Consider the following 21,418-nt stretch of genomic DNA (forward strand, 5'->3'; position numbering starts at 1 on the left):
GAACGTTCATTCCGATACAAACATATAAATAACGGAACGATTGTTCCAAATAAAATTCAATCTTTACATTTTTGTTAACATTCTTGTCAGGGTTTTGTATCTTCCCAGAAGCTAAATCAAATCAAAATGAAAGCATTTCAATTCTTCCTTGCCCTTCTTTTACTTATCTCTTTTGACAGTGAAGCACAACGCAGAAAAAAGAAAATCCCCTCACCCAGCATTGTTCTTAGTGATTCCATGTACCATGGTTTAAAATGGAGAAATATTGGTCCTTTTAGAGGTGGAAGAAGTGTAACATCCTCGGGTGTCATTGGGCAACCCATGACCTATTATATGGGCTCTACTGGAGGTGGTATTTGGAAAACCGTTGATGATGGTATTACTTGGAAAAATGTTTCAGATGGTTTTCTTAAAACAGGAACTGTAGGGGCCATTGCCGTTTCTGAAAGTAATCCAAATATTGTTTTTGCAGGTATGGGGGAACATGCAGCAAGGGGAGTAATGACCTCCATGGGAGATGGTGTCTACAAATCTACAGATGCTGGAAAAACGTGGAAACACGTGGGTCTTGATGAAACACGTCATATTTCTGATGTGATCATCCATCCTACAAACCCAGATATCGTTTTTGTAACTGCTCAAGGAGCGCAATACGGGCCTTCAAACCAAAGAGGCGTTTATCGCTCATTGAATGGAGGTGATACATGGGAAAATGTGCTTTTTGTAGATGAAAATACAGGAGCTTCCTCTTTATCAATGGATATGACCAACCCACTGATTCTATATGCCGCAATGTGGCAACACAGACGTTATCCATGGACAATAGAATCTGGTGGTGAAAACTCAGGATTGTACAAATCCACAGATGGTGGCACCAATTGGAAAAAGCTTAAAGAAGGCCTCCCCAAAGCATTTGGCAAAGCCGGAATTTCAGTTTCACGCGCAAATGCAGAAAGGGTTTTTGCGGTTATTGAAGCAGAAGGAAAAAAAGGAGGTGTTTACCGAAGTGATGATGCTGGTAAAAAATGGATCCAAATTAACTCAAACAGAATAAACATAGCCAGGTCTTGGTATTATATGGAGATTTTTGCAGATCCGCAAGATGAAAATGTGGTCTACGTGTTAAATGCCCCGGTAACAAAATCAATTGATGGCGGAAAATCCTTTACTCCGTTACCCACTCCTCATGGAGACAACCATCATCTCTGGATCAATCCAAACGATAACTCTAAAATGATCAATTCAAACGATGGGGGCGCCAATATTTCAAACAACGGCGGTAAAAGTTGGAGTACACAACAAAATCAACCAACTTCCCAATTTTACAGGGTAATTACGGATAATCTGGTGCCGTACAATGTCTATGGAGGGCAACAGGATAATTCTGCCATTGCCATTGCCAGTAGAACCAATGATAATGGAATTGATTGGAAAGATTGGTATTCAGTTGCTGGTTGTGAAAGTGCCTTTCTTGCGTTTGACCCAGATAATCCAGAAGTGGTCTATGGAGGTTGTTATCAAGGTATTATTGAAAAATGGGTTCGCGCCTCTAGAGAAGGAAAAGCCATAAAAGAATATCCCGAATTAGGTCTGGGCAAAGTGCCAAAAGATTTTAAATTTAGATACAATTGGAACGCCCCAATCATAAGTTCTCCACATGATAGAAACACAATTTACCATGCAGGAAATGTTGTTTTCAAGACTATGGATGGCGGTCAAAGTTGGCAAGTTGTAAGCCCTGACCTCACTAGAAACGAATTGGAGAAACAGGGCGAAGGCGGAGGTCCATATACCAATGAGGCAGCTGGGGGAGAAAACTACAATACTTTAATGTCCTTAGTTGAATCACCACACGAGCAAGGAGTACTTTACGCTGGCAGTGATGATGGTTTGGTCCATATTACAAAAGATGGCGGTGCAAATTGGCAAAATATTACTCCTCCCAATTTGCCTGAAGGTATCATCAATAGCATTGAGGTATCCCCGCATGATTCTGCAACGGCCTACATCACTGTAATGCGATACAAATCTATGGACTTGAAACCCTACATCTTCAAGACCAGTGATTATGGCAATACCTGGACCAAAATCACAAATGGTATAACGGACAAACACACTTTTGTTAGGGTAGTTAGAGAAGACAAAAAACAGAAAGGATTGCTATATGCAGGAACGGAAACGGGCTTATATCTTTCTCTAAATGATGGTCAAAACTGGCAGCCTTTTCAATTAAACCTTCCTGTAGTGCCCATTAATGACCTTACAATTCAAGATAATGATTTGGTGGCCGCCACTGCTGGACGCTCATTCTGGATATTGGACGACTTAGGAGCAATACAAAACAGTTTGGACACCTCTGAAAAGCTAAAGATTTATAAACCAAAAGATACGTATCGCATCTTTGGGGGAAGTCCAGAAAAACCAGTTCCTGGCTTGGGCCAAAATCCAAAACAAGGTGTCACCTTTGATTATTATTTACCAAAAGATTCAGATTCTTTAAATCTCAAACTTGAGATCCTTCAGAATGGGACCGTTATAAAAACGGTCAACAATACAAAACCAAAGGATTTTAAATCATGGCCAGGTGGTCCACCAAAGCCAAATGTTTTGCCTTCAAAAAAAGGACACAATCGCTTTACCTGGGATTTTAGTAAAGAACAGATTCCATCAATAGATAAAGTTTTTGTTTTTGGCGACTATAAGGGTGCAAGTGTTGCTCCTGGTGTGTATACGCTAAGATTAAGTTTGGAGAGTGAAACAGTAGAAACTGAGGCTATTGTTTTGCCTAACCCAAAAATTGATGGTACTCCGGCAGATTATGCAGAACAACAGCAGGTATTAAATCAAATAGAAAACGCTGTGTACGCAATGCACGAAGCCGTTAACCAAATGCGCTCAGCCAAAGCACAATTAAAAAGTTATGGCAAATTGCTGAAAGAAAATGAAAATGCGAGTGAGCTGTTAAAGGTTGGTGATTCTTTAATGAAACGTATTAAAATTTGGGAAGAAAACCTTATTCAACCCCAACAAAAAACTTTCCAAGATGTTATCAATTTTCACAATCAATTAAATGCTGATTTCATGCATCTTAAAGGGTTTGTGGACACTGCAGAGCCGAAAGTGACAAAAGGGGCCAAAGAACGTTTGAGGGACCTTTTAGCACAATGGAAAACATTTGAAAACGAAAAGAATAGCATTGTAAATATAGAGATGGCCAAATACAATGAGTTGTACAGCACCCTGAAATTACCTGCAATACTATTAGAAGATTAAGTTTAAAAAATGCAACAATCGTTTATCGTCGATCAAGAGTTTAAAGGTATAGACTATACCCAAAATCGATTGCCCAAGTCGGACTATGAAAACTGTGTTTTTGATAACTGCAAGTTCTCAGATGGCTATCTTGACAATCAAAATTTTATGGAATGCGAATTCATAGCATGTGATTTGAGCAATGCCAATCTAAAAAACACCATCTTTAAAGAAGTGATTTTTGTAGGATGCAAATTAATTGGCCTCCGTTTTGAAGATTGTAGTGATTTCTTAATGTCTTTTCAATTTGAAAAGTGCAATTTGAATCTTGCGTCCTTCCTTGGAATGAAACTGAACAATACCAGATTTGTTGATTGTAAGTTGGAACAGACAGACTTCGTTCAAACAGATCTAACTGGAGTACTTTTCTCAAACTGTAATATGGAGAATGCAATTTTTCAGCATTCCATTCTTGAGAAAGCTGACTTAACCACCTCATTTAATTTAAACATTGACCCTGAACAGAATCGTCTGAAAAAGGCAAAGTTCAGTAAAGACAACCTTATTGGTTTATTGAGAAAATACGATATTGTAATTACATAAGACGCTGATTATGTCTGAAAAGAAATGTCTTGAATGTGGTGAAAAACTGCTGGGTAGAATAGATAAGAAATACTGTTCTGACCATTGTAGAAATGCCTATAACAATAGATTAAATAAGGATAGTAAAAACCTAGTAAGAAATATAAACAATAGGTTACGTAAGAACTATCGCGTACTTGATAGTTTTCCTTTAAAGGATGGTAAAACAAAGACTACCAAAATGCGGCTTATGGATAAAGGTTTCGATTTTGAGCACATCACAAACCTTTATACTACCAAAAAGGGCAGTACTTATTACTTTGTGTACGATCTTGGTTATTTACCGTTGGACAACGACTACTATATGATTGTAAAACGCGAATGAGGATTATTTCCAGTTATGGGAACTGAGTTTCAAAGCAGCGACAACGATATCCTTTCGGCTTATTTGTCCTACCAGTATATCATTTTTCATTACTGGCAATCTGCGCCTTTTATGCTTATCAAAAACTCCAGCTGCATCAAAAATACTCATATCATGAGGTATGGTCTCCACATTTTTGGTCATGTAGCGCTCAACACTTTTATCTAAAATAGGTTGATTAAAATACCTGCTCTCAGAAATTTGTTTCATACAATCCGCTTCTGAAATAATTCCAACCAAAAATCCATTTTTGTCCATTACAGGTCCTCCTGAAATATGGTTTTTTGCAAATGACTCCATTACTGCCAAGATGGATTGTTCTGGTGAAAAAGTAACCAACTTCTTTGTCATATAGTCTTCCACAAGTATGGGCGCATCGTATTCTTTCTTTGAAGCCCCTTTAGATCTAACGCCTTGAAAACTCTTGATTGCCATATCGTTACTTTTTGGGTTGATTAATAAATATAGGGAATTTTAACGAATTATTTAAATTTAATACGATAAACCTACGAACCTTTCATAATTTTATACTTTTACATGCCAACTCAATCAAACTATGAAGTTTTCAAGAACGCTTGCGCTAATACTGCTTCTTTTTGCAGTGTATTGGAGCTACAAATCTTTAATGCCGCCATATCATAGTGATCAGGATAGTGGATTACAATCCTTTTCTACAGATAGGGCCTTGGTCCATGTCAAGAATCTTGCTAAAGAGCCACATGCGGTTGGCTTTCCAGGACATGCAAATGCAAGGGGTTACGTTATATCCGAACTTAAAAAACTTGGATTGGAAACTACCACCCAAGAAGGATATACCGCTGGTGACTGGGCGAACCTCAGCAAGGCTACAAACATATTGGCCAAAATTGAAGGTTCGGGTGAGGGCAAGGCACTTCTTTTGTTATCCCATTACGATAGCAACCCGCACTCATCTTTTGGTGCCAGTGATGCAGGGAGTGGGGTTGCTACCATTTTAGAAGGTGTTCGAGCATTTTTGGCAGAGAATAAAACTCCAAAAAATGATATTATCATTCTTATTAGTGATGCAGAGGAATTGGGACTCAACGGCGCTGACCTTTTTGTAAATAATCACCCATGGACAAAAGAAGTAGGGTTGGTATTAAACTTTGAGGCACGCGGCAGTGGCGGGCCAAGTTACATGCTTATTGAAACTAACAGGGGTAACGGAACCCTTATAAAGGAGTTTACAAAGGCAAATCCCAAATATCCAGTAGCCAATTCCTTGGCATATAGCATATACAAAATGTTGCCCAATGACACAGATTTGACGGTTTTTAGGGAGGATGCGGACATAGACGGTTTTAATTTTGCTTTTATCGATGATCATTTTGATTACCACACGGCGTTGGATACTTATGAGAGATTGGATAGAACTTCTTTGGCCCATCAAGGCAGTTATCTAATGCCATTATTAAAACACTTTAGTGAGACCAATCTTAACGATTTAAAAAGTTTGGATGATTTCATATACTTCAACCTTCCTTTCTTTAATTTGGTTTCGTATCCGTTTGAGTGGATTTGGCCCATGTTTGGAATTGCAGTTCTTGCATTTGTACTTCTACTCATAACCGGTTTTAAGAAGCAGAAACTTAACGTAAAAGATATCTCCATAGGTTTTCTACCCCTATTCATCACTTTAATTATAAATGGAGTATTAGGGTATTTTAGCTGGAGTGCAATAAAATGGTGGTACCCTGACTTTAATGATATGCTCCATGGGTTTACCTACAATGGACATCTCTATATTATGGTCTATGCCCTTTTATCTTTAGCGGTATGCTTTTGGGTTTACCACAAGTATAGAAAAACAAGCACATCCAACCTTTTAGCAGCGCCTGCTTTAATATGGTTGATCATATGTGGCCTTGTTGCCATCTATTTGCCAGGAGCCAGCTTTTTTATTATCCCCTTGTTTGGTTTGCTGGCAGCTTTTATGGTGACCATAAATCAAGAGGAGCCAAATCCGTTCTTGCTGGTCTTTTTAGCACTGCCGGCCGTTTTTATCCTTTCCCCTTTCATAAAAATGTTTCCCGTTGGCCTAGGTTTAAAAATGATGGTGGCGGCAACTGTTTTCACCACCCTACTTTTCTTTTTGGTACTTCCATTTTTTGGACAATTAAAAAATAAAGAACGCTTGGCGTATTTAGCAGCTTTCCTATTTGCTGTATTTAGCATTTCGGCCCATATTAAATCAGATTTTAATGAAAAACGCCCAAAACCAAGCAGTCTTTTGTACGTGTATAACACAGATAATGATTCAGCGATTTGGGCAACTTACGATTATAGGCTTATAGGCTGGAACGGTCAGTTTCTAGGAAGTGAAAAGCGAGTCCCCGAGACTGGTGAATACAAGACACTCCCCAGTAAATACCGCACCGAATTTACTTATGTTGCAGATGCTCCAAAAAAGGCCATTGCAGCACCATGGATAGATACAGTCAAAGACACTATAATTGGAAATGAGCGTATTTTAGAATTATGTGTTACTCCAAAAAGAAAAGTCAATCGGTTGGACATCTACAGCAATCCCATAAAATTAAATTCGGCAAAAGTCAACAACATCAAACTTTCTGACTATTTTCTAGAAAATCGGAAAAAAAGACTGATCACCAATTACATAACCGATAATGATTATACGGAACTAGAATTGAGTTTTCCAAAAGACTCGGTGTTGGAGCTGACATTTTATGAAGCTTCCAATGACTTATTGACCAATACGGCGTTTACAGTTCCCGAAAGACCAAAAAATAGTATTCCAATGCCTTTTGTACTTAATGATGCTATCTTGGTGACCAAAACAGTAAAATTTGAATGATAACATAGGTGTATTGGGTTGTGGTTGGCTTGGGCTGCCCTTGGCCAAGTATTTCCTTTCTCAAGGACATAAGGTTTATGGAAGCACAACTTCAGCTGAGAAGTTGAGACTTCTCCAAAAAGATGGCATTCATGCTTATCACATATCATTGTCTCCTGCCGGAATCCATGGAGATATTCAAGGTTTTTTGTCCAATATTAACATCCTGATTATTAATCTTCCACCAAAATTAAGAAGTGGTAATCAGGAGAGTTTTGTAGAGAAAATAAAATTACTGCACTCGGAAATTAAAGAGAATACTGTTCTTAAAATCATTTTTGTTAGCAGCACAGCAGTTTATGGTGAGGTAGATGGTGAGGTAACCGAAACAACAGTACCAAAACCTTCTACTGAATCTGGCAGGCAATTATTGGAATGCGAGCAACTTTTTCAACAAGACAATGCTCTAGAAACAACTATCATTCGGTTTGGAGGGTTAATTGGACCAAATCGGCATCCAGTAACAATGCTCTCAAAAAGACAAAAACTCACCAATGGGAACCATCCTGTGAACCTTATTCATTTAGATGATTGCATTCATATGATAAGCACTCTAATTGAAAACAATTATTGGAATCAGGTATTTAACGGCGTATATCCTTTACATCCAACAAAAAAGGAATATTATAGTTCGGAAGCCTTAAAAAGAGGTATTCCTTCACCCGATTATTCGGGTAGTTCCTCGGATAAATTTAGCAAGATTGTATTAAGTAAGAATTTTCTTGACAAAAATCATGTTTTTCAAACTTCAATTCTGTCTTAGTTAACCACAAAATAAAGCTGCTTCACAACAATTAAGACAATTTTAAGTTAATTAATTAACTGATTTTTAATTGATTATATCTTTCAACAGTATCTTTGTACCAGTATAATTTATTAGTGTCATGGGAAATTCAAGATTAACAACAAGAATCTTGATGGAGATGGAGAATTTGATTACAAAAAGTAGTACAAGAGAAAACATAACCTCAAGATTTCAAGATTTACATAGATCAATTCTAAGAAAACATTACAATGCTGCAGATGTGGATATAGATTATGATAGGCATCGGGTAAAAATGGATGTGGTATTAAATGATAAAGAATATGATCCAAAAACCATCAATATGGTGGTTTCCACTATACCTGTCAACCTTTTTTATAAGGATCTTAATGCCTTTTTAAAGTCTTGTTTGCTAAAAGATGTAAAAAGTCTTGCCTTTTACGCAAGTTTGCTCAAACAACATACAGATAAGGACATTTCAATGATGGCCCTTTAAAACAACAAAATTGTTATTGAAAAAGGATGTCATATGACATCCTTTTTCTTTTTGATCCTTATAGTATTCTTTAACAGCATAATACCAATAATTTTTTTAGTTTTGGCGCACTAAAGTCAAGATAAATGAGAAAGATTGTTTTATTGTTACTATTGTTCATAGGTTTCAATGGTATTTCACAGAATAAAAGTGAGCTTTTAAATCATTATGAAGCCTTTTACAAGGAGATGCGATCACAGGGAGATATAAATGGTGTTATAAGTTCATTGACCCATTTAAATGTGCTCTCGCCTTCCAAAGAGCGCAAGGACACATTGGCCTTTGTCTACATGAACAACAATCAGCACATGCAAGCTTTGAACACTATTGGTATTGAGAAGAAAGATGATGACTCTGATTTGGCCGTACAGGTAAAAGCAGTTTCCTTAAAAGCTTTAAACCAGCCCAAAAGAGCGTTAGAACATTTTGAAACGTTATTTGCACGTGTCCCATCTGCCTTTTTAGCTTATGAATTGGCCGACCTTAAAATACAAACAGGAAACAACGATGGCGCCTCTGTCAACATTGAATATGGTATTGCCAATGCCAAGGATGATATGAAATATGCCTTTTACGAAAGACAGCAACCTTACGAAGTTGCCTTAAAAGCAGCTTTCTATCACTTGCAAGGATTAGTAGCATACAACAAGGACAAAAACAATATTGATAGTGCAATTGCTTCTATAGATGAAGCCCTAAAAATTGATCCCAACTTTAATTTGGCCAGTTTAAGCAAACAGGCATTGGAATCAAGAAAGGAAAAACCTGAGGGACAAGAATAAAAAGTTATTTATTTCTTTTTAAGTCGAAGAAGTAACAGACTATCCTTTTCCTTTTTGATTTTAATCAGTTCCGCAACATTATCGTTTGGTACAGCAATAGAAAGTACATAATGGGCAATTTTCCATTGCCCATTTTCTTTTTTTATAACTCCGGAACCTCTGCAAAGCTTCATTTGTGTATCCAATAGCTCATCAAACCAAGCAAAATCTTCTGTTTTATTCATGTAGATGTTACGTTCTACAGCTGTAAAACTCCATGCTTTCCCTTTATCAAAATAAGGTTTGGAAAACTCTTTAAAAGCTGCATTTTGCCAGTTTTCCGTTGCATCCGTACCAATAAAAACTCCATCCTCGGTCATTTTACTAAAATAAGAGTCAAAATCAGCATTGGATGCTGCAAGATGCCAATCATCCAGTACCTTGTTTATGTTTTCCTTTTCGTTATTCTGTGCTTTGATCGTTACTCCTAAAATCAACAGGAGACCCAATATAATTTTACCCTTCATTTAAAATCAATTTTGTGTCCAACTGGCTATTGACCAAGACATTGAACTGTTTACGAAATGCATTGTAAGCCTCCAACATCTCTATGGTTGTTTGTGTGGCATCCCTATTATCCAAAACACTGGCTTTTACTTTTAGCATGTATGTTTTAAGAACGCGTTGCCTACTTTTAATTTGAAATTTATCAAACACTTCTGGGTATTCTCCCTTTGCCAAAAGTTTTTCTTTTTCAATAAGATCATCAATGGCCAATATTAAATCTTCATTGTTTCTGGCTTTGTACAGAACATCAACACTGCTTGACATTTTTTTAAACTCCGCCCATTCTTCAACAATGATGGTTGCCTTAGGATTTATGGTAAGTTTTTTAGGCATTTTTTGGTAATTGAAAACAAGTTCATCATTTCCAATATCCGAAGCGTTATTTCCATTTTTTTTACAACCCATCAAGATTATAAAAAAAGCTAGAATGCATGATAATTTTCGCATAGGCGAATGTACAAATTTTAATAAAAGCTATATTTACCAATTAACGAGATTAACTTCAATTTAAATGCAAAAACCCATTCTTATTCTTGGCGCTTGTGGCCAAATTGGCACAGAACTTACTATTGAATTAAGAGCTAAATATGGTTCTGAAAATGTTGTTGCCAGTGATATTAGAGAAGGTAGTGAGTCCCTAATGGCTTCTGGTCCTTTTGAGTTATTGGATGCCATAAATTATGAAGCCATTGAAGACGTGGTCATGCATTATGAAATTGATGAAGTATATCTAATGGCGGCTATGTTGAGCGCCACTGCTGAAAAATTTCCAATGCGGGCATGGAATCTAAACATGAATTCCTTGTTTAATGTGCTCAATCTGGCAAAAGACCGAAAAATAAATAAAATCTTCTGGCCCTCCAGTATAGCTGTTTTTGGTCCGAATACCCCAAAAGAGAATACGTCCCAAAATACAATCATGGAACCCAGCACCGTTTACGGAATCAGCAAACAATCTGGAGAACGTTGGTGCGAATATTATTTTAATAAGTTTGGAGTGGATGTACGTAGCGTAAGATATCCAGGTCTAATTAGTTGGAAAACGATGCCCGGTGGAGGCACCACAGATTATGCGGTAGAAATATACCATGAAGCATTAGGAAAAGGAACATACACATGTTTTTTGAATGAAAGCACCAAACTGCCCATGATGTATATGGATGATGCCATTAGAGCAACTATAAGTTTAATGCAAAGCAATCCTGAAAAACTAAGTGTTCGATCATCCTACAACTTGGGAAGCATGAGTTTTACTCCAAAAGAAATAACGCAGAGCATTCAAAAGCACATCCCTGATTTTAAAGTGACCTATGAACCGGATTTTAGACAGCAAATAGCAGACTCATGGCCTAGCAGTATTGATGATATCACTGCAAAAAATGACTGGGACTGGGAACCTATGTTCGATTTGGACAACACAACAGCAGAAATGCTCAATAATTTGAAAAAGACCTCATAATTCGAGTCTTGCTTGCTAAAATTATGTGTTTTCAATATCGGATTTTCCACCTGTCTTTTTCAACAATTTAATGTGATGTATTTCAACCCCTTTATCAATGGGTTTTAGCATATCATACATATTAAGTGCAACTACACTGGCTCCGTGCATGGCTTCAACCTCAACTCCGGTTTTATAAAAGGTTTTTACCATGACTTTTACCGTAATATCCAGACCATCTATCTCATATTCAATAGCGCAATGCTCAACAGGTAAAGGGTGGCAATCTGGCAATAAATCCGCTGTCTTTTTTACTCCTAAAAAACCAGCTGCTTTGCTAATGGAAAATACATCTCCCTTGGGCACAGTTCCTTTTTTAATGGCATCTATGGTTACCATGGAGCTTACTTTTACAACGGCTTGGGCAACTGCTGTTCTGTAAGTAGATTGTTTCTGTGTAATATCAACCATTTTCCTAGGTATTTACTTTCCATTGATAGGAATCATCTTCAAAAAGCTCTTTTCCAAAAACAGGTACATGAGCTTTTATTTCCTCGACTACAAATTCCAGTGCCTCAAATGCTGTTCTTCTATGGGGTGATGACACAAACACAAAAAGACAGATTTCGCCAACGCCGACTTTTCCCAAGCTGTGATAGATATGCATACAGGTGATGTCAAACGTATCAAAGGTCTTTTCCCTTATCTCATGGAATTTAAGGTTGGCCATTTCTTCATAAGCGGTATATTCTATAGCGCTTACAGTTTTGCCTTCTATTTCGTCAGCTCGTACCTGACCCAAAAAAATGTCATGCGCCCCTATCTGGGTTTTAGATTGGTGCTTTGCAATGGAATTTGCTATAAAGTCAGGACTTATAGCGCCTTTCCTGAATACGTTCTTTATTTTCTTTTCCATAGAAAATGAATTTATGCTAAGGTAGCTAAGAAAAGTGAAAAGTGAAGTGATTTTGTGACCCCTATGTAGATATAATCAAAGGGTAAAAACCTGCTTTTTTCGGTTTAATCAATAATGTGTTCATTCTATTTACTAGAATTGGCTTCTAAATTTTCGATGTATTCCAAAATAGCATCAGTAATGGGTCTAGCGGTACCCATATCAAAATTGGAAAATACAAAGATGCTATAACCCGTTCCAAAGTGTTTCACCCAATTTGTACTAGCTCCTCGGGCACCCCCAGCGATGCCAAAGACACTGCTTGGAAGTTCTTCACTTAATTCAACTGATCGGCTAAAAAAGAGCTTTAACCCCCTTTCATTTAACAGATGCATCTTAACTAGTGCGTTCTCAAGTCTTAGAAAATCATTTACCGTCGAGTAACCTCCTCCAGCAGGAGTTCCTTTAACAGGAATAATACTGGTATTGGCTATCAACTGACCTTTATTCTCTTGGTCAAAATACCCAATGGCTGCATTGTTCAAGGGTTTGTCACGTTCAAAAAGGCCAGTATTAAGCATGCCTGCTTTATCAAAGATATTCTGCTGAACAAAATCATCGTAAGTCATTCCAGAAACTTTTTCGATAATATGACCTAACACTTCATAACCAGTATTGCTATATCCTTCCTGGGATCCAGGTTCAAACTCTAATGGAATATCTCTTATAAACTTCATGTAATCATCAAGACTTCTGAGATTAGACATATTAGTATTGAAATAGTCATTGTTCCAATAATGGCTCCATCCACTCTTGTGAAAAAGAAGATGTTGAATAGTCACTTTTGACCCTACCTCTTTTGGGAAAATACTGGTATATGTGTCGATAGTTGCACTAAGATTAACCTCACCCCGTTCCAGAAGTTGCAGGATTGCAATTTTAGTAAATGCTTTGCCAAGGGAAGCTACATTAAATTTTGTATTAACCCTGTTTGAAATATTTCTACTCCTATCTGATAATCCATATGCATTTTCAAAGAGTATTTTTCCTTCTTTAGCCAGCAAAATGGTGCCAGAGAACTTTTCGTTTTTAGTTACACTATCTAAAAAGGTTATTAGGCCGTTTGTATCTAGATTCTCTGAGGGTTTGGGTTTCTTATTTAAACTTAAACAACTGTTTGTTATCAATAATAGCAAGCAAATTGAAGATGATTTCAGTATTTTTTTCATATCCTATAACAGTGTAATTAGTAATTTAAACTTATATACTGACTATAATTCTTTAAATATATTTACTCCTACCTCTTTTCCCTGTTCAGAGGACATTTCAAATTCCTCCTTTAGAACAAGCTTGTTATTCTCGTTTGAAATTTCGCAAATGGACGTTCCATGATCCATTATTCCATTTATTCTAATCTGACAATAACTAAAATGTAATCGGTCATTTTTTACATTACCTACCAGGTATCCCTTTCTAATCTCCCCTCCTGAATATTTTGCGGAAACTAATTCTAAGTCTTGCGTAAACTCAAATAGGGTATCCGAATTCACAATTCCATTTGGAGCTGTTTTTACCACATTCATCCTAATATTTTGAAACATCCATCAAGTTTAATTTTATGGAATAAATAGCTAACCACTTTTTAGCGTACAATCAAATTAATAGCTCAAGTACCACTTATAATTAGCATTTTGATCGTAGATTCTTTCATCAAGAGTGTCTTTGATTTTTATATCAAAATAAAACTCTTCCAGTCGTTTTTTTCCCGCTACATAAAAGGTTACTTTTTGCTCCACAAACCCTTGGCCAAGTGGCTTAAAGTTGTCATAAACCACATCCACAGTTTTATCATCATCCGTCGTGTAAATTCTTCGCATACAATAAAAGTTATTGGCATGTAACCAAATTTGATTCTTTTCATTACCAATCACATAGACGGCTTGTTCCATGAATTCGTCTTTGCGAAATGTATTGGTATCATAGCCATACTTTTGCAGTTTATCCAAAGACTCTTCTAATGAAATAAAGTACAGTCCTCCTTTAAAGACTAGATGGGCGGCTGGTTTTGCAATTTTGCTAAAAAGAGTATCCTGTCTAAAATTATATGTAGAATCGTTTCTATAAATGGTGTAAATATTTTCTTTAATATCTCTATCAATTCTAAAATGATAGGGGTAACTAACCGACTCGTACCAAACCGTCGAATCGGTTTGCTGCCCATTCTCATCAAATCGTAAAGTGTGTTGCTTAAAGGTGAAGTTTTTATACCATGAATTATCATTTTTAATCTTCATTGCCCTGAACAAGTCTTTGGTACTATTAAGCTCACCTTCTTTGTTCTCACAAGATGAAAGTGAATATCCAAAAAGAATCAATAGTAGTAAATTAGCTAAAAAAGGTTTATAGTTCTCCATGATCATTAATTCTTAGGTAAGTATTTTTCCGGTATAGGATTCTCTTCAGATTCTTGGGTAAAATAAATGTTCATGACAACCCATCTTTTTCCGGTATACATCAATTGCATGCTATTAATACCTCGCATGAAGGGTTCCGTATCATTTTTACCATTAAAACATTCGTAGGTGGAAAAAACATGAGCTATTTGTCCAAATCGTTCAGTCACTCTGTGCAACTCATTTTCAAAAAATCCGTTTTCCAGCATCCATTTTAATGATTTATCAACATAATCGTCCATAGTTACATACCGTGCGCCGTAATTGCCATTCTTTCGTTTTCCTGAGGCAATAAATTTCGCTTCTGGATGAAATAAATAGCGAAGCAGCTCATCATTTCTTTGTTGCCCTTTAGGCCCTGAAATGACTTCATACAAAGTTTTAACTGTGCTATCCAAAGTGGCTACCTTGCTTTTATATTTTTTATCAGCAACCTCATAATCTTCTTTATTGTCTTGTGCTATGGTTATAAAGCTCACAGATAGCAAAAGGAGGAATGGAATTGATTTCTTCATGGTTGTTTCTTTTAATAGTAATATGCTCGCACATTAGTGTTTTTTATCTTTTCTTTTTTCAAATTCCCAAAACACATTAATAATTTTCCAACTCCCATCTTGTTTTACAAGATGAATATATTCGATCCATCTAAGTTTCGGGTATCCGGTTTTTAGACTAGCACTAGCCATATCTCCATATACTGTAATGTTTTCGACAACATTTTGTTGATGTTCTATATCAAACTTTGGCTTTGTTAACATAAGTTCTTTTAATTTCTCTGGCGGAAAATCCTCACTTAACGTACCGTCAGGATTTAGTCCTCTTTTGGCCAGTCTCAGATGTAACGATGCATTCATCGCATCAAAATTGTTTTCAAAAAAATTTTCTATGTAGTTCAAAATTGATTTTTCTATAGCAGTGTTCTCATCCATTGTCAATTGAGCATGGGAATCTATAACAGAAATTAATGCGATGATTGCGATAAATACTTTTTTCATTGTTGTTGGCTTAATTTTGTTGACGTTTTTGTTCTAAGGCTATAAATACTCTTCGTATTTTCTTTCTAAATCTTTATTTTGAGTCTAGGTTAATGGTTCGAACGCTGCACCTAAAAAGACTTTTCTTTAAAGGTTTTGATGTAAAGCTAGATTGTTGGCAAAGAATAAGAGTCCCATTAAAAGGGTTATCAAGCTGGGAACAGTAATGTTTTGCACGCCTACTTATTTTCCGAACAAATAAAAGCTATAGCACTATTTTTATTGGGGTAAAAGTTGCTAATTCAGATTAGGATATAGCATGTTTTTTTATCGCTTTTCGGAAGTTTTTTTCGTCAGAAAAACCTATTAAACTGCACGTTTCTCTAATGGAGTAATCCTTACTCAGTAATTCTTGAGCCTTCTCCAGCCGCAATTTTAAAATGTATTGGTACGGAGATTTTTCATAATACGACTTAAAGGATCTAATGAAATGGTATTTGGATAAAAAAACATTTTTTGCTAATTCATCTATATTAATCCTATTGGTATAATTATCATCAATAAAATCTTTCGCATTGGAAATTCTCCTATATAACTCGACTTTAGTGGATTTTTTAATAGATGACAAATTTTTCAATTTTCGTTGCGACTCCAATTGATCGATGACTAGGCATTCTATAAGTGCTGTGTAAAAAGAATCAAAATCAATGTCTTTACTTTTATTATGATCTTGTATTACATGCGGGATATTACTACTTAAAAAAACTCCCGCTCTATTTTCCTTAAAAGAAAAAGTGTTTTCTAAAATATTAAAATCTCCATTTATAAATGGATTACCCAATAAATCTTCACAAGAGCTATGTCCACATCTAAATATATCGTTTACTAAATTGTGATTAGGGAAAATACAAATCCCCTCAACTCCATTTATGTCATCAACGGTTACTTCAAGATTTGAGGCTTTATCAACGATAAGGTATTTGTCAATTCCCAGTTTGTATCTATTGCCATTCACTTTATAGTCTTCAATTCCAGAAAGTACTATTTTAAAAGATAGGCTTTCCGTTGTTTTCGAAACACTAAAATGAGTACAACTGGAAAAAATGAATCGCCCATTTTCATTTTTTTCAGAAAGATTCTTAAGTCTTGTCATACAAGTGTTCATATAAATGTTCTTGAATAAGACTCTATTTTTATTTCAATGTTACATTTTGACATAAATTCGATATCCCATTTCGAATAAACCTTATATGTTTCTAAAACAACTCTTGACAAAATGCTTAAGATTAAGTCATCTTTGGAAACAGTGTGCAACTCATCCTAGACCGCTTATCAAGCTTATAGTGCTCAATAATAGCTATAGCTTTTGTAAGCAAAGGTACTTTGATCGAGTTTCTAGTTTTTTTCTTTGAGTAACTATCTAAATGCGAGTCTCATACTTTCATCGGATATTTAAGAAATACTACAGAATCTTAATACGCTTCTTTTGGATAATTTCTTATTTTGGTTTCACCAATATCTAACTATGAAATATAAGAGTCTGCTTGTCATTTTTTTGATGCTAGTTTTTAGTTGCTCCAGTGATTCCGAAGAACCAAATAATCCGCAGCCCAATCCTGACCCTCCCACTCAAGGCGATCCAGATACCACAGCACCCACAATAACAATTGGGGGATTAGAAAGTGAAGTAGAAATTCTTACAACCCTTACTGTTACCATTGCAGATGCATCAAACACTGTCAATACTGTTATTTTGGTTAATGATACTGAAGTTTTTAGCACAACAGATAAAACCATCTCTTATGAACTAGACCCTTTTGATTTTCCATCTGGAGCAACCACATTGACCATTCAATCTACTGATGACAGCGATAATCTAGGAACAGAATCGGAAACTTTTGAGTTGAAGAAATTGCTGTTTCGGTCTACCGATTTGGCAGGATTTGACCCCTCCAATGAAACCGTGGACATTTATGTTGCAATAAACTTGAAAGAAAGTGGAGAGTTAATTACTTCAAGACTAATGCAAACCTATGATGATGCTACATTTTATGCTCCTGAAGAATTTAAAAGAGAACAGATTGTTGTCACTAGATATGTTTTAGGAAAAGGCGCAATTTTCAACTTAAATGTGGGGGAGTCTTTTGCCAGTTTGGAACCTGGAATTGAAATTATGACGGTTGAGGAGGCTGTAGCAAAACTGAACTTAAATAGGGGGCCTTTGACTAGGGAAGGAAAGTTCAATTTAACTATCTCCGACGTTCCAGTCAATACCGATGTCAATGCTAATAGTTCTGATTATGTTTTAAATGGCTCAGCCTCTTCCGGTGAAGTCTTTTACAATCCACAAAACACCGAGAGTGTACTTATCTATTCTGTGCCTTCCTTTACTGATGTAGATTTAGATTCTTACAAATATTTTATTATAAATCAATTTGAAGACACTTCACTTAGTCTTAACGATTTTGAAACAGTGTCTGTTGAAAATAGAATTACAAACAATTTGCCCCCCGAAACTTTGAACTATTCTTTCCAACTTCACGGTTATACAAATATGGAACGTTATACTAAAGATAATAACCATGAGTTGTATAATGCTGTAGGTGGAGAAAACTATTTAAACAAAAACGCCAATGATTACAGTTTTCCGACAATATCTGATTTCTCTGTGCTACGCCAACGTTTTTATATTGATTTAGATGATGGACGCAAAGTTTTTGCTTCCGTCAGAGGTTTATCTGGATTCGAGGTTCCAGATTTATCTATTGATAGAGCTGGAGATTTGATTACTATAAATGGAACTTATGACACCCATACTCTTATTCAAGATATAGAAGGTCCCATTCCTGATGGCAATTCAGATTCAATTTTATTTAGGAGGTTTTATATTGATGATAATAGCAATACAGTTCCTATTCCTTTTGATGCTTTAGAAATTCCTAAAGAAATAATATTGGATTTGACCGAAAAAGGATTTTTAATTAATAGTACAAATAATACTGGGAAACTTTCGATTGACTTAATCAAAAGAGAGCAAGAAGTCCAATACCAAGATCGTATTTTTTACTTTCTCCAAAGAAACGAAGCAGGAGATACATACAGCGTTACCTTTCCATTGGATTAACATTGGGGAAGTAACCATATCAGAGAAATTGTGACCCCGGCAAGAATCGAACCTTTGCCCTAGACCCCTGTATTTAAAAGGCTCTCAGCTTTCAATGAGTTTCAATGTTGACGATTTGTGAACTTTTATGGTGTTATTTTTCCGTCATTACAAAAGTAATCGAATGATGATAAATGATTGTATTCTATGAGTAGAAAAAGACAAATCATGGTTTGAGATTGTAATTTTCGTTGGGTTGCTTGTCCCATATCTTACCCCTAAACTTTGCGCATGGATCCTATTCCGATTTTATAGCGTTCCGGGAGATAAGCGCGAAGTAAAATCGGAAAAGGGCGCAACCTACTGTTGATTTTGAAGTTCCACTTTTTCTTTCATTATGACAGCTTTTTCCTTTTTATTTAATTGGATCACTTGAAAACTCAAATAGCCAATAACAAGACCCATTACTAAAAAGAAGGTAAGTAGAAGTGCCAATTGCCATTTAGGTATGAGCTTGGCCAGTTTCAGCTTTCGATTGATATCATTTAATATTCTTGTATTCTGTGACTGAATGCTCTCTTGGTTCCTTAGGTGTTCTTTTAGATGATATTCCAACTTTGAAGTATCCACTTTTAACTCATTTAGGACCTTGGATAGACCTTCCAACTTCTTAATCGACTTTTGAAACCCATTGATTTCGTCGGTCAACAGTTCCATGATGTCATCCATTTTTTTCATTATTCTCTTTTTTAAATTCCTATGCCTTGGTCAATGGACTTTTTTATGATTTTCTTAGTGAAGCGCTTTGCCAAGGCAGTTGCGATATTGGTACTCAGTTCAATAGCTTTTCCAGCAAGCTTTAGTGTAGGGTTTTTTTGTTGTGCTATTCCCTTATTTAGATTGTCCGAGATTTGAGATATTAACTTTCCCCCAGACATGGAACGGTGTACCTCGCTTCCCTTTAGGTTCTGTCCTTTGTGCTCAAATCGGAAGCCCTGAAGTTTATTCTGTTTGTTAATACTTGGGATAACCTTGATATCCTTTTCCTTCATCAGTTTGATATAGTCATCAAGACTTTTTGGTCTTTCCGATTGTATCACTTTTTCATGTATTTGTTTTATCTCATATCTGATTTGTTTGACTTGGTTAAGTCTCTGGTTCTGGATGTCCCTTGCATTGGTCAGTCCCATCTCCCTCGCCACTTCATAGGCTTTCTGTTGGCTTCTCTTTCCGATAAAGCTGTCCTTGTATGCTTTTCCATCAAATCCAATCCTATTGGCATATAAATGGATATGGGTATGTTCCTTATCCCTATGCACAAATGCAATGGCCTGCCTTTCTTTTAGGCCCATGGCCTTAATGAACTTTTTGGCAAGTTCACTTAGTTCTTGTTTTGACAATCGGTTTCCATCCTCGATACTAGGGCTCAGCACAAAGCTCAGTGTGTTCTTCTTGGTCCTTGGGTTCTGTGATTGGACGATTCTAAATTCTTCCGTAATCTCCCTTGGGTTCTCCCCGGCCAAATGTTGACTTTGGATGATTTCAGCATCCTTCTCCTGGTTCCATCCATAGGAGATGGAAGCCTTGGTATGTGATATGGATTTTCCCTTCCCAATCATCTATTGAAGTTATAAAGGTGGTTCCTTATCTGATTGGCCAATTCCCCGACTTCCTTGGCAAGCCTAGGATCCCTTTTCTTGAACATATTGCTTATACGCTTGAAATTGTTCTTGTATTTCACCAGCATGGAATAGTATTCCAATTGTTCTGTTGTCAAGCGTTCGATGATGCTATGACTAAGGGCAGAACCACGGCAATATTCGGAAAGGGAAAGTCCTGCCCTTTTGGCCTTGAGCTTTAGCATCTTCTTCTCATAGATACTGCACCTGAACTGTATGTGTTTCTTTTTCATTTTTCCTTTTGCGACCAAGGGCCTTTAATCTAAAGGACCTTCGGGAGAAAAAGCAAGTTTGTCATGACAATGACACATCTTGAATTGCTACCTAACTTCAAAGTAGCCGTAAAGTCAAATTGAGGTAGAATGTGCCCTGTTTTTAACTGGGAAAAAGGAATTCTTTTAAAAGAATCTCAATAGAAATAGGGAAACAATACAGTTTTTAAAAAAATAAAGAATCAGTTTAATGAAAAACCTCCACTCAAAAAGGGCATAAGTAAATGCGCCCTATTTGATTTTGGTTTACGTTTATCTTTTCGAACACGACAAAAATCAAAAAGGTTCCTGTCCAGGCAAGTCCTGGTAAGGATTTGGAAACCTTTATATTGGTTATCTATTATTCACATGAAAGAAGAATTAACGATACCACGAATAAGATTAGAAATGGAACTTACAGTTTAAGTGGGTATTGAATTTAGATTATTGCATGTATAATTGGTATCTTGAATAAAATTAGATTTTCACTTCTGTTTTTTAGAAATTAAGGGATTCGGATAGTTATCTGATTGATCCTCATCAGTATTATCCAAACAAGTGAAATCTTTCTCCACCAATATTGACAGTGCAGCTGGGTCATTCCAATCAACGGAATTACTTAAGCCCACTCGGTCAGTGTTCGCCCAATCTTTTTGCTCTGATTTTGGGAAATAGATAGTTATGGAGTTGTCTACAAAATCGGCTTCCAACTCTGTAATTCCCTCTTTGGCCACAAGGGTATATGTAAAGACTTTGGACCGAAAATGGGTAATCTCAGTAAAGTTTCCGGTTTTACCAAAAGTTTCTACTTCGGTTTTAGTGAGGCGAAAGCGTACTGAGTTTCCTTTGATTCGAATTTTCATAGC

The 21,418-nt window shown here is 36.3% G+C and carries 24 protein-coding genes; 9 read left to right on the forward strand and 15 right to left on the reverse strand.

All coding sequences use genetic code 11. From position 1 onward, the window contains the following. Nucleotides 1-126 precede the first annotated feature (126 nt). The 3 genes from LV704_RS06930 to LV704_RS06940 are packed head-to-tail and all read left to right on the forward strand — an operon-like array spanning nt 127 to nt 4,219. Nucleotides 127-3,273, forward strand: coding sequence for a glycosyl hydrolase (locus tag LV704_RS06930; RefSeq protein WP_163421084.1), 3,147 nt, complete (start codon nt 127-129; stop codon nt 3,271-3,273). Between the two features lie 9 nt (nt 3,274-3,282). Next, the gene (locus LV704_RS06935) at nt 3,283-3,855 is read left to right on the forward strand and encodes a pentapeptide repeat-containing protein (RefSeq protein ID WP_163421083.1); all 573 of its coding nucleotides are present in this window, start codon (nt 3,283-3,285) and stop codon (nt 3,853-3,855) included. A 10-nt stretch (nt 3,856-3,865) separates the two neighbouring features. Beyond that, entirely contained in the window at nt 3,866-4,219 is a 354-nt protein-coding gene (locus LV704_RS06940; protein ID WP_163421082.1) for a hypothetical protein, read from the forward strand. 3 nt (nt 4,220-4,222) lie between these two features. On the opposite strand, the gene LV704_RS06945 is transcribed toward LV704_RS06940, so the two are convergent. Then, the gene (locus LV704_RS06945; RefSeq protein ID WP_163421081.1) at nt 4,223-4,693 is read right to left on the reverse strand and encodes a CBS domain-containing protein; all 471 of its coding nucleotides are present in this window, start codon (nt 4,691-4,693) and stop codon (nt 4,223-4,225) included. A gap of 121 nt (nt 4,694-4,814) precedes the next feature. Between LV704_RS06945 and LV704_RS06950 the strand changes: the two genes are divergently transcribed. The 4 genes from LV704_RS06950 (at nt 4,815) to LV704_RS06965 (ending at nt 9,213) form a co-directional block, all read left to right on the forward strand. Further along, entirely contained in the window at nt 4,815-7,094 is a 2,280-nt protein-coding gene (locus tag LV704_RS06950; RefSeq protein ID WP_163421080.1) for a M28 family peptidase, read from the forward strand. Beyond that, nucleotides 7,087-7,896: an SDR family oxidoreductase gene (locus tag LV704_RS06955; protein WP_163421079.1), complete on the forward strand. Its 810-nt coding sequence runs from the start codon at nt 7,087-7,089 to the stop codon at nt 7,894-7,896. The genes LV704_RS06950 and LV704_RS06955 overlap by 8 nt, the downstream gene beginning before the upstream one ends. A 121-nt stretch (nt 7,897-8,017) precedes the next feature. Beyond that, nucleotides 8,018-8,392 (forward strand): hypothetical protein, encoded by a 375-nt coding sequence (locus tag LV704_RS06960; RefSeq protein ID WP_163421078.1) that lies wholly within the window; start codon nt 8,018-8,020, stop codon nt 8,390-8,392. Nucleotides 8,393-8,517: 125 nt separating this feature from the next. Continuing rightward, nucleotides 8,518-9,213 (forward strand): hypothetical protein, encoded by a 696-nt coding sequence (locus LV704_RS06965; protein WP_163421077.1) that lies wholly within the window; start codon nt 8,518-8,520, stop codon nt 9,211-9,213. 8 nt (nt 9,214-9,221) lie between these two features. On the opposite strand, the gene LV704_RS06970 is transcribed toward LV704_RS06965, so the two are convergent. Together LV704_RS06970 and LV704_RS06975 are read right to left on the reverse strand one after the other, a co-directional pair. After that, on the reverse strand, nt 9,222-9,719 hold the full coding sequence (locus LV704_RS06970; RefSeq protein ID WP_163421076.1) for a nuclear transport factor 2 family protein: 498 nt from the start codon (nt 9,717-9,719) through the stop codon (nt 9,222-9,224). Beyond that, nucleotides 9,709-10,164: a hypothetical protein gene (locus LV704_RS06975; RefSeq protein WP_163421075.1), complete on the reverse strand. Its 456-nt coding sequence runs from the start codon at nt 10,162-10,164 to the stop codon at nt 9,709-9,711. The genes LV704_RS06970 and LV704_RS06975 overlap by 11 nt, the downstream gene beginning before the upstream one ends. Nucleotides 10,165-10,270: 106 nt before the next feature. Between LV704_RS06975 and LV704_RS06980 the strand changes: the two genes are divergently transcribed. Next, nucleotides 10,271-11,218, forward strand: a complete 948-nt coding sequence (locus LV704_RS06980; RefSeq protein WP_163421074.1) for an NAD-dependent epimerase/dehydratase family protein — start codon at nt 10,271-10,273, stop codon at nt 11,216-11,218. A 21-nt stretch (nt 11,219-11,239) separates the two neighbouring features. Here the strand turns inward: LV704_RS06980 and moaC are convergent, their stop codons facing one another. The 8 genes from moaC to LV704_RS07020 form a co-directional block, all read right to left on the reverse strand. After that, nucleotides 11,240-11,668, reverse strand: coding sequence for a cyclic pyranopterin monophosphate synthase MoaC (moaC, locus tag LV704_RS06985; protein WP_163421073.1), 429 nt, complete (start codon nt 11,666-11,668; stop codon nt 11,240-11,242). Between the two features lie 4 nt (nt 11,669-11,672). Continuing rightward, nucleotides 11,673-12,113 carry a molybdenum cofactor biosynthesis protein MoaE gene (locus tag LV704_RS06990; protein WP_205597863.1) on the reverse strand — a complete coding sequence of 147 codons (441 nt, stop codon included), beginning with the start codon at nt 12,111-12,113 and terminating at the stop codon, nt 11,673-11,675. 125 nt (nt 12,114-12,238) lie between these two features. Continuing rightward, the gene (locus LV704_RS06995) at nt 12,239-13,321 is read right to left on the reverse strand and encodes a serine hydrolase (RefSeq protein ID WP_163421072.1); all 1,083 of its coding nucleotides are present in this window, start codon (nt 13,319-13,321) and stop codon (nt 12,239-12,241) included. A gap of 42 nt (nt 13,322-13,363) precedes the next feature. Beyond that, nucleotides 13,364-13,675, reverse strand: coding sequence for a hypothetical protein (locus LV704_RS07000; protein ID WP_163421071.1), 312 nt, complete (start codon nt 13,673-13,675; stop codon nt 13,364-13,366). Nucleotides 13,676-13,750: 75 nt separating this feature from the next. Beyond that, nucleotides 13,751-14,506 (reverse strand): hypothetical protein, encoded by a 756-nt coding sequence (locus LV704_RS07005; protein ID WP_163421070.1) that lies wholly within the window; start codon nt 14,504-14,506, stop codon nt 13,751-13,753. 5 nt (nt 14,507-14,511) lie between these two features. Further along, on the reverse strand, nt 14,512-15,060 hold the full coding sequence (locus LV704_RS07010; protein ID WP_163421069.1) for a hypothetical protein: 549 nt from the start codon (nt 15,058-15,060) through the stop codon (nt 14,512-14,514). A gap of 33 nt (nt 15,061-15,093) precedes the next feature. Further along, a complete protein-coding gene (locus LV704_RS07015) occupies nt 15,094-15,540 on the reverse strand; it encodes a nuclear transport factor 2 family protein (RefSeq protein WP_163421068.1) in 447 nt (148 codons plus the stop codon). 286 nt (nt 15,541-15,826) lie between these two features. Further along, nucleotides 15,827-16,672, reverse strand: a complete 846-nt coding sequence (locus LV704_RS07020) for an AraC family transcriptional regulator (protein WP_163421067.1) — start codon at nt 16,670-16,672, stop codon at nt 15,827-15,829. Between the two features lie 372 nt (nt 16,673-17,044). Here LV704_RS07020 and LV704_RS07025 point away from each other — a divergent pair, with 372 nt between their 5' ends. Continuing rightward, nucleotides 17,045-18,643, forward strand: a complete 1,599-nt coding sequence (locus LV704_RS07025; RefSeq protein ID WP_163421066.1) for a hypothetical protein — start codon at nt 17,045-17,047, stop codon at nt 18,641-18,643. A gap of 339 nt (nt 18,644-18,982) precedes the next feature. On the opposite strand, the gene LV704_RS07030 is transcribed toward LV704_RS07025, so the two are convergent. The 4 genes from LV704_RS07030 to LV704_RS07045 form a co-directional block, all read right to left on the reverse strand. Continuing rightward, nucleotides 18,983-19,360: a DUF6730 family protein gene (locus LV704_RS07030; protein ID WP_163421065.1), complete on the reverse strand. Its 378-nt coding sequence runs from the start codon at nt 19,358-19,360 to the stop codon at nt 18,983-18,985. Between the two features lie 11 nt (nt 19,361-19,371). Further along, nucleotides 19,372-20,241 (reverse strand): relaxase/mobilization nuclease domain-containing protein, encoded by an 870-nt coding sequence (locus LV704_RS07035; protein WP_163421064.1) that lies wholly within the window; start codon nt 20,239-20,241, stop codon nt 19,372-19,374. Continuing rightward, nucleotides 20,238-20,534 carry a mobilization protein MbpA gene (mbpA, locus tag LV704_RS07040; protein ID WP_163421063.1) on the reverse strand — a complete coding sequence of 99 codons (297 nt, stop codon included), beginning with the start codon at nt 20,532-20,534 and terminating at the stop codon, nt 20,238-20,240. Before mbpA ends, LV704_RS07035 begins: the two co-directional genes overlap by 4 nt. Nucleotides 20,535-21,037: 503 nt before the next feature. Beyond that, nucleotides 21,038-21,415, reverse strand: a complete 378-nt coding sequence (locus tag LV704_RS07045; RefSeq protein WP_163421062.1) for a hypothetical protein — start codon at nt 21,413-21,415, stop codon at nt 21,038-21,040. Between the last annotated feature and the right edge of the window lie 3 nt (nt 21,416-21,418).

It is taken from the genome of Flagellimonas sp. CMM7 (genome assembly GCF_021390195.1).
Taxonomy (GTDB): Bacteria; Bacteroidota; Bacteroidia; order Flavobacteriales; family Flavobacteriaceae; genus Flagellimonas.

Coding starts and splice junctions, on each gene's coding strand:
- mbpA (WP_163421063.1), bottom strand. CDS start 20,534: ATGAAAAAGAAACACATACAGTTCAGGTGCAGTATCTATGAGAAGAAG.
- LV704_RS06950 (WP_163421080.1), top strand. CDS start 4,815: ATGAAGTTTTCAAGAACGCTTGCGCTAATACTGCTTCTTTTTGCAGTG.
- LV704_RS07030 (WP_163421065.1), bottom strand. CDS start 19,360: ATGAAAAAAATGGATGACATCATGGAACTGTTGACCGACGAAATCAAT.
- LV704_RS06970 (WP_163421076.1), bottom strand. CDS start 9,719: ATGAAGGGTAAAATTATATTGGGTCTCCTGTTGATTTTAGGAGTAACG.
- LV704_RS06940 (WP_163421082.1), top strand. CDS start 3,866: ATGTCTGAAAAGAAATGTCTTGAATGTGGTGAAAAACTGCTGGGTAGA.
- LV704_RS06965 (WP_163421077.1), top strand. CDS start 8,518: ATGAGAAAGATTGTTTTATTGTTACTATTGTTCATAGGTTTCAATGGT.
- LV704_RS07025 (WP_163421066.1), top strand. CDS start 17,045: ATGAAATATAAGAGTCTGCTTGTCATTTTTTTGATGCTAGTTTTTAGT.
- LV704_RS07020 (WP_163421067.1), bottom strand. CDS start 16,672: ATGACAAGACTTAAGAATCTTTCTGAAAAAAATGAAAATGGGCGATTC.
- LV704_RS07015 (WP_163421068.1), bottom strand. CDS start 15,540: ATGAAAAAAGTATTTATCGCAATCATCGCATTAATTTCTGTTATAGAT.
- LV704_RS06990 (WP_205597863.1), bottom strand. CDS start 12,113: ATGGAAAAGAAAATAAAGAACGTATTCAGGAAAGGCGCTATAAGTCCT.
- LV704_RS06975 (WP_163421075.1), bottom strand. CDS start 10,164: ATGGGTTGTAAAAAAAATGGAAATAACGCTTCGGATATTGGAAATGAT.
- LV704_RS07010 (WP_163421069.1), bottom strand. CDS start 15,060: ATGAAGAAATCAATTCCATTCCTCCTTTTGCTATCTGTGAGCTTTATA.
- LV704_RS06980 (WP_163421074.1), top strand. CDS start 10,271: ATGCAAAAACCCATTCTTATTCTTGGCGCTTGTGGCCAAATTGGCACA.
- LV704_RS07035 (WP_163421064.1), bottom strand. CDS start 20,241: ATGATTGGGAAGGGAAAATCCATATCACATACCAAGGCTTCCATCTCC.
- LV704_RS07045 (WP_163421062.1), bottom strand. CDS start 21,415: ATGAAAATTCGAATCAAAGGAAACTCAGTACGCTTTCGCCTCACTAAA.
- LV704_RS07000 (WP_163421071.1), bottom strand. CDS start 13,675: ATGAATGTGGTAAAAACAGCTCCAAATGGAATTGTGAATTCGGATACC.
- LV704_RS06995 (WP_163421072.1), bottom strand. CDS start 13,321: ATGAAAAAAATACTGAAATCATCTTCAATTTGCTTGCTATTATTGATA.
- LV704_RS07005 (WP_163421070.1), bottom strand. CDS start 14,506: ATGGAGAACTATAAACCTTTTTTAGCTAATTTACTACTATTGATTCTT.
- moaC (WP_163421073.1), bottom strand. CDS start 11,668: ATGGTTGATATTACACAGAAACAATCTACTTACAGAACAGCAGTTGCC.
- LV704_RS06930 (WP_163421084.1), top strand. CDS start 127: ATGAAAGCATTTCAATTCTTCCTTGCCCTTCTTTTACTTATCTCTTTT.
- LV704_RS06945 (WP_163421081.1), bottom strand. CDS start 4,693: ATGGCAATCAAGAGTTTTCAAGGCGTTAGATCTAAAGGGGCTTCAAAG.
- LV704_RS06935 (WP_163421083.1), top strand. CDS start 3,283: ATGCAACAATCGTTTATCGTCGATCAAGAGTTTAAAGGTATAGACTAT.
- LV704_RS06960 (WP_163421078.1), top strand. CDS start 8,018: ATGGGAAATTCAAGATTAACAACAAGAATCTTGATGGAGATGGAGAAT.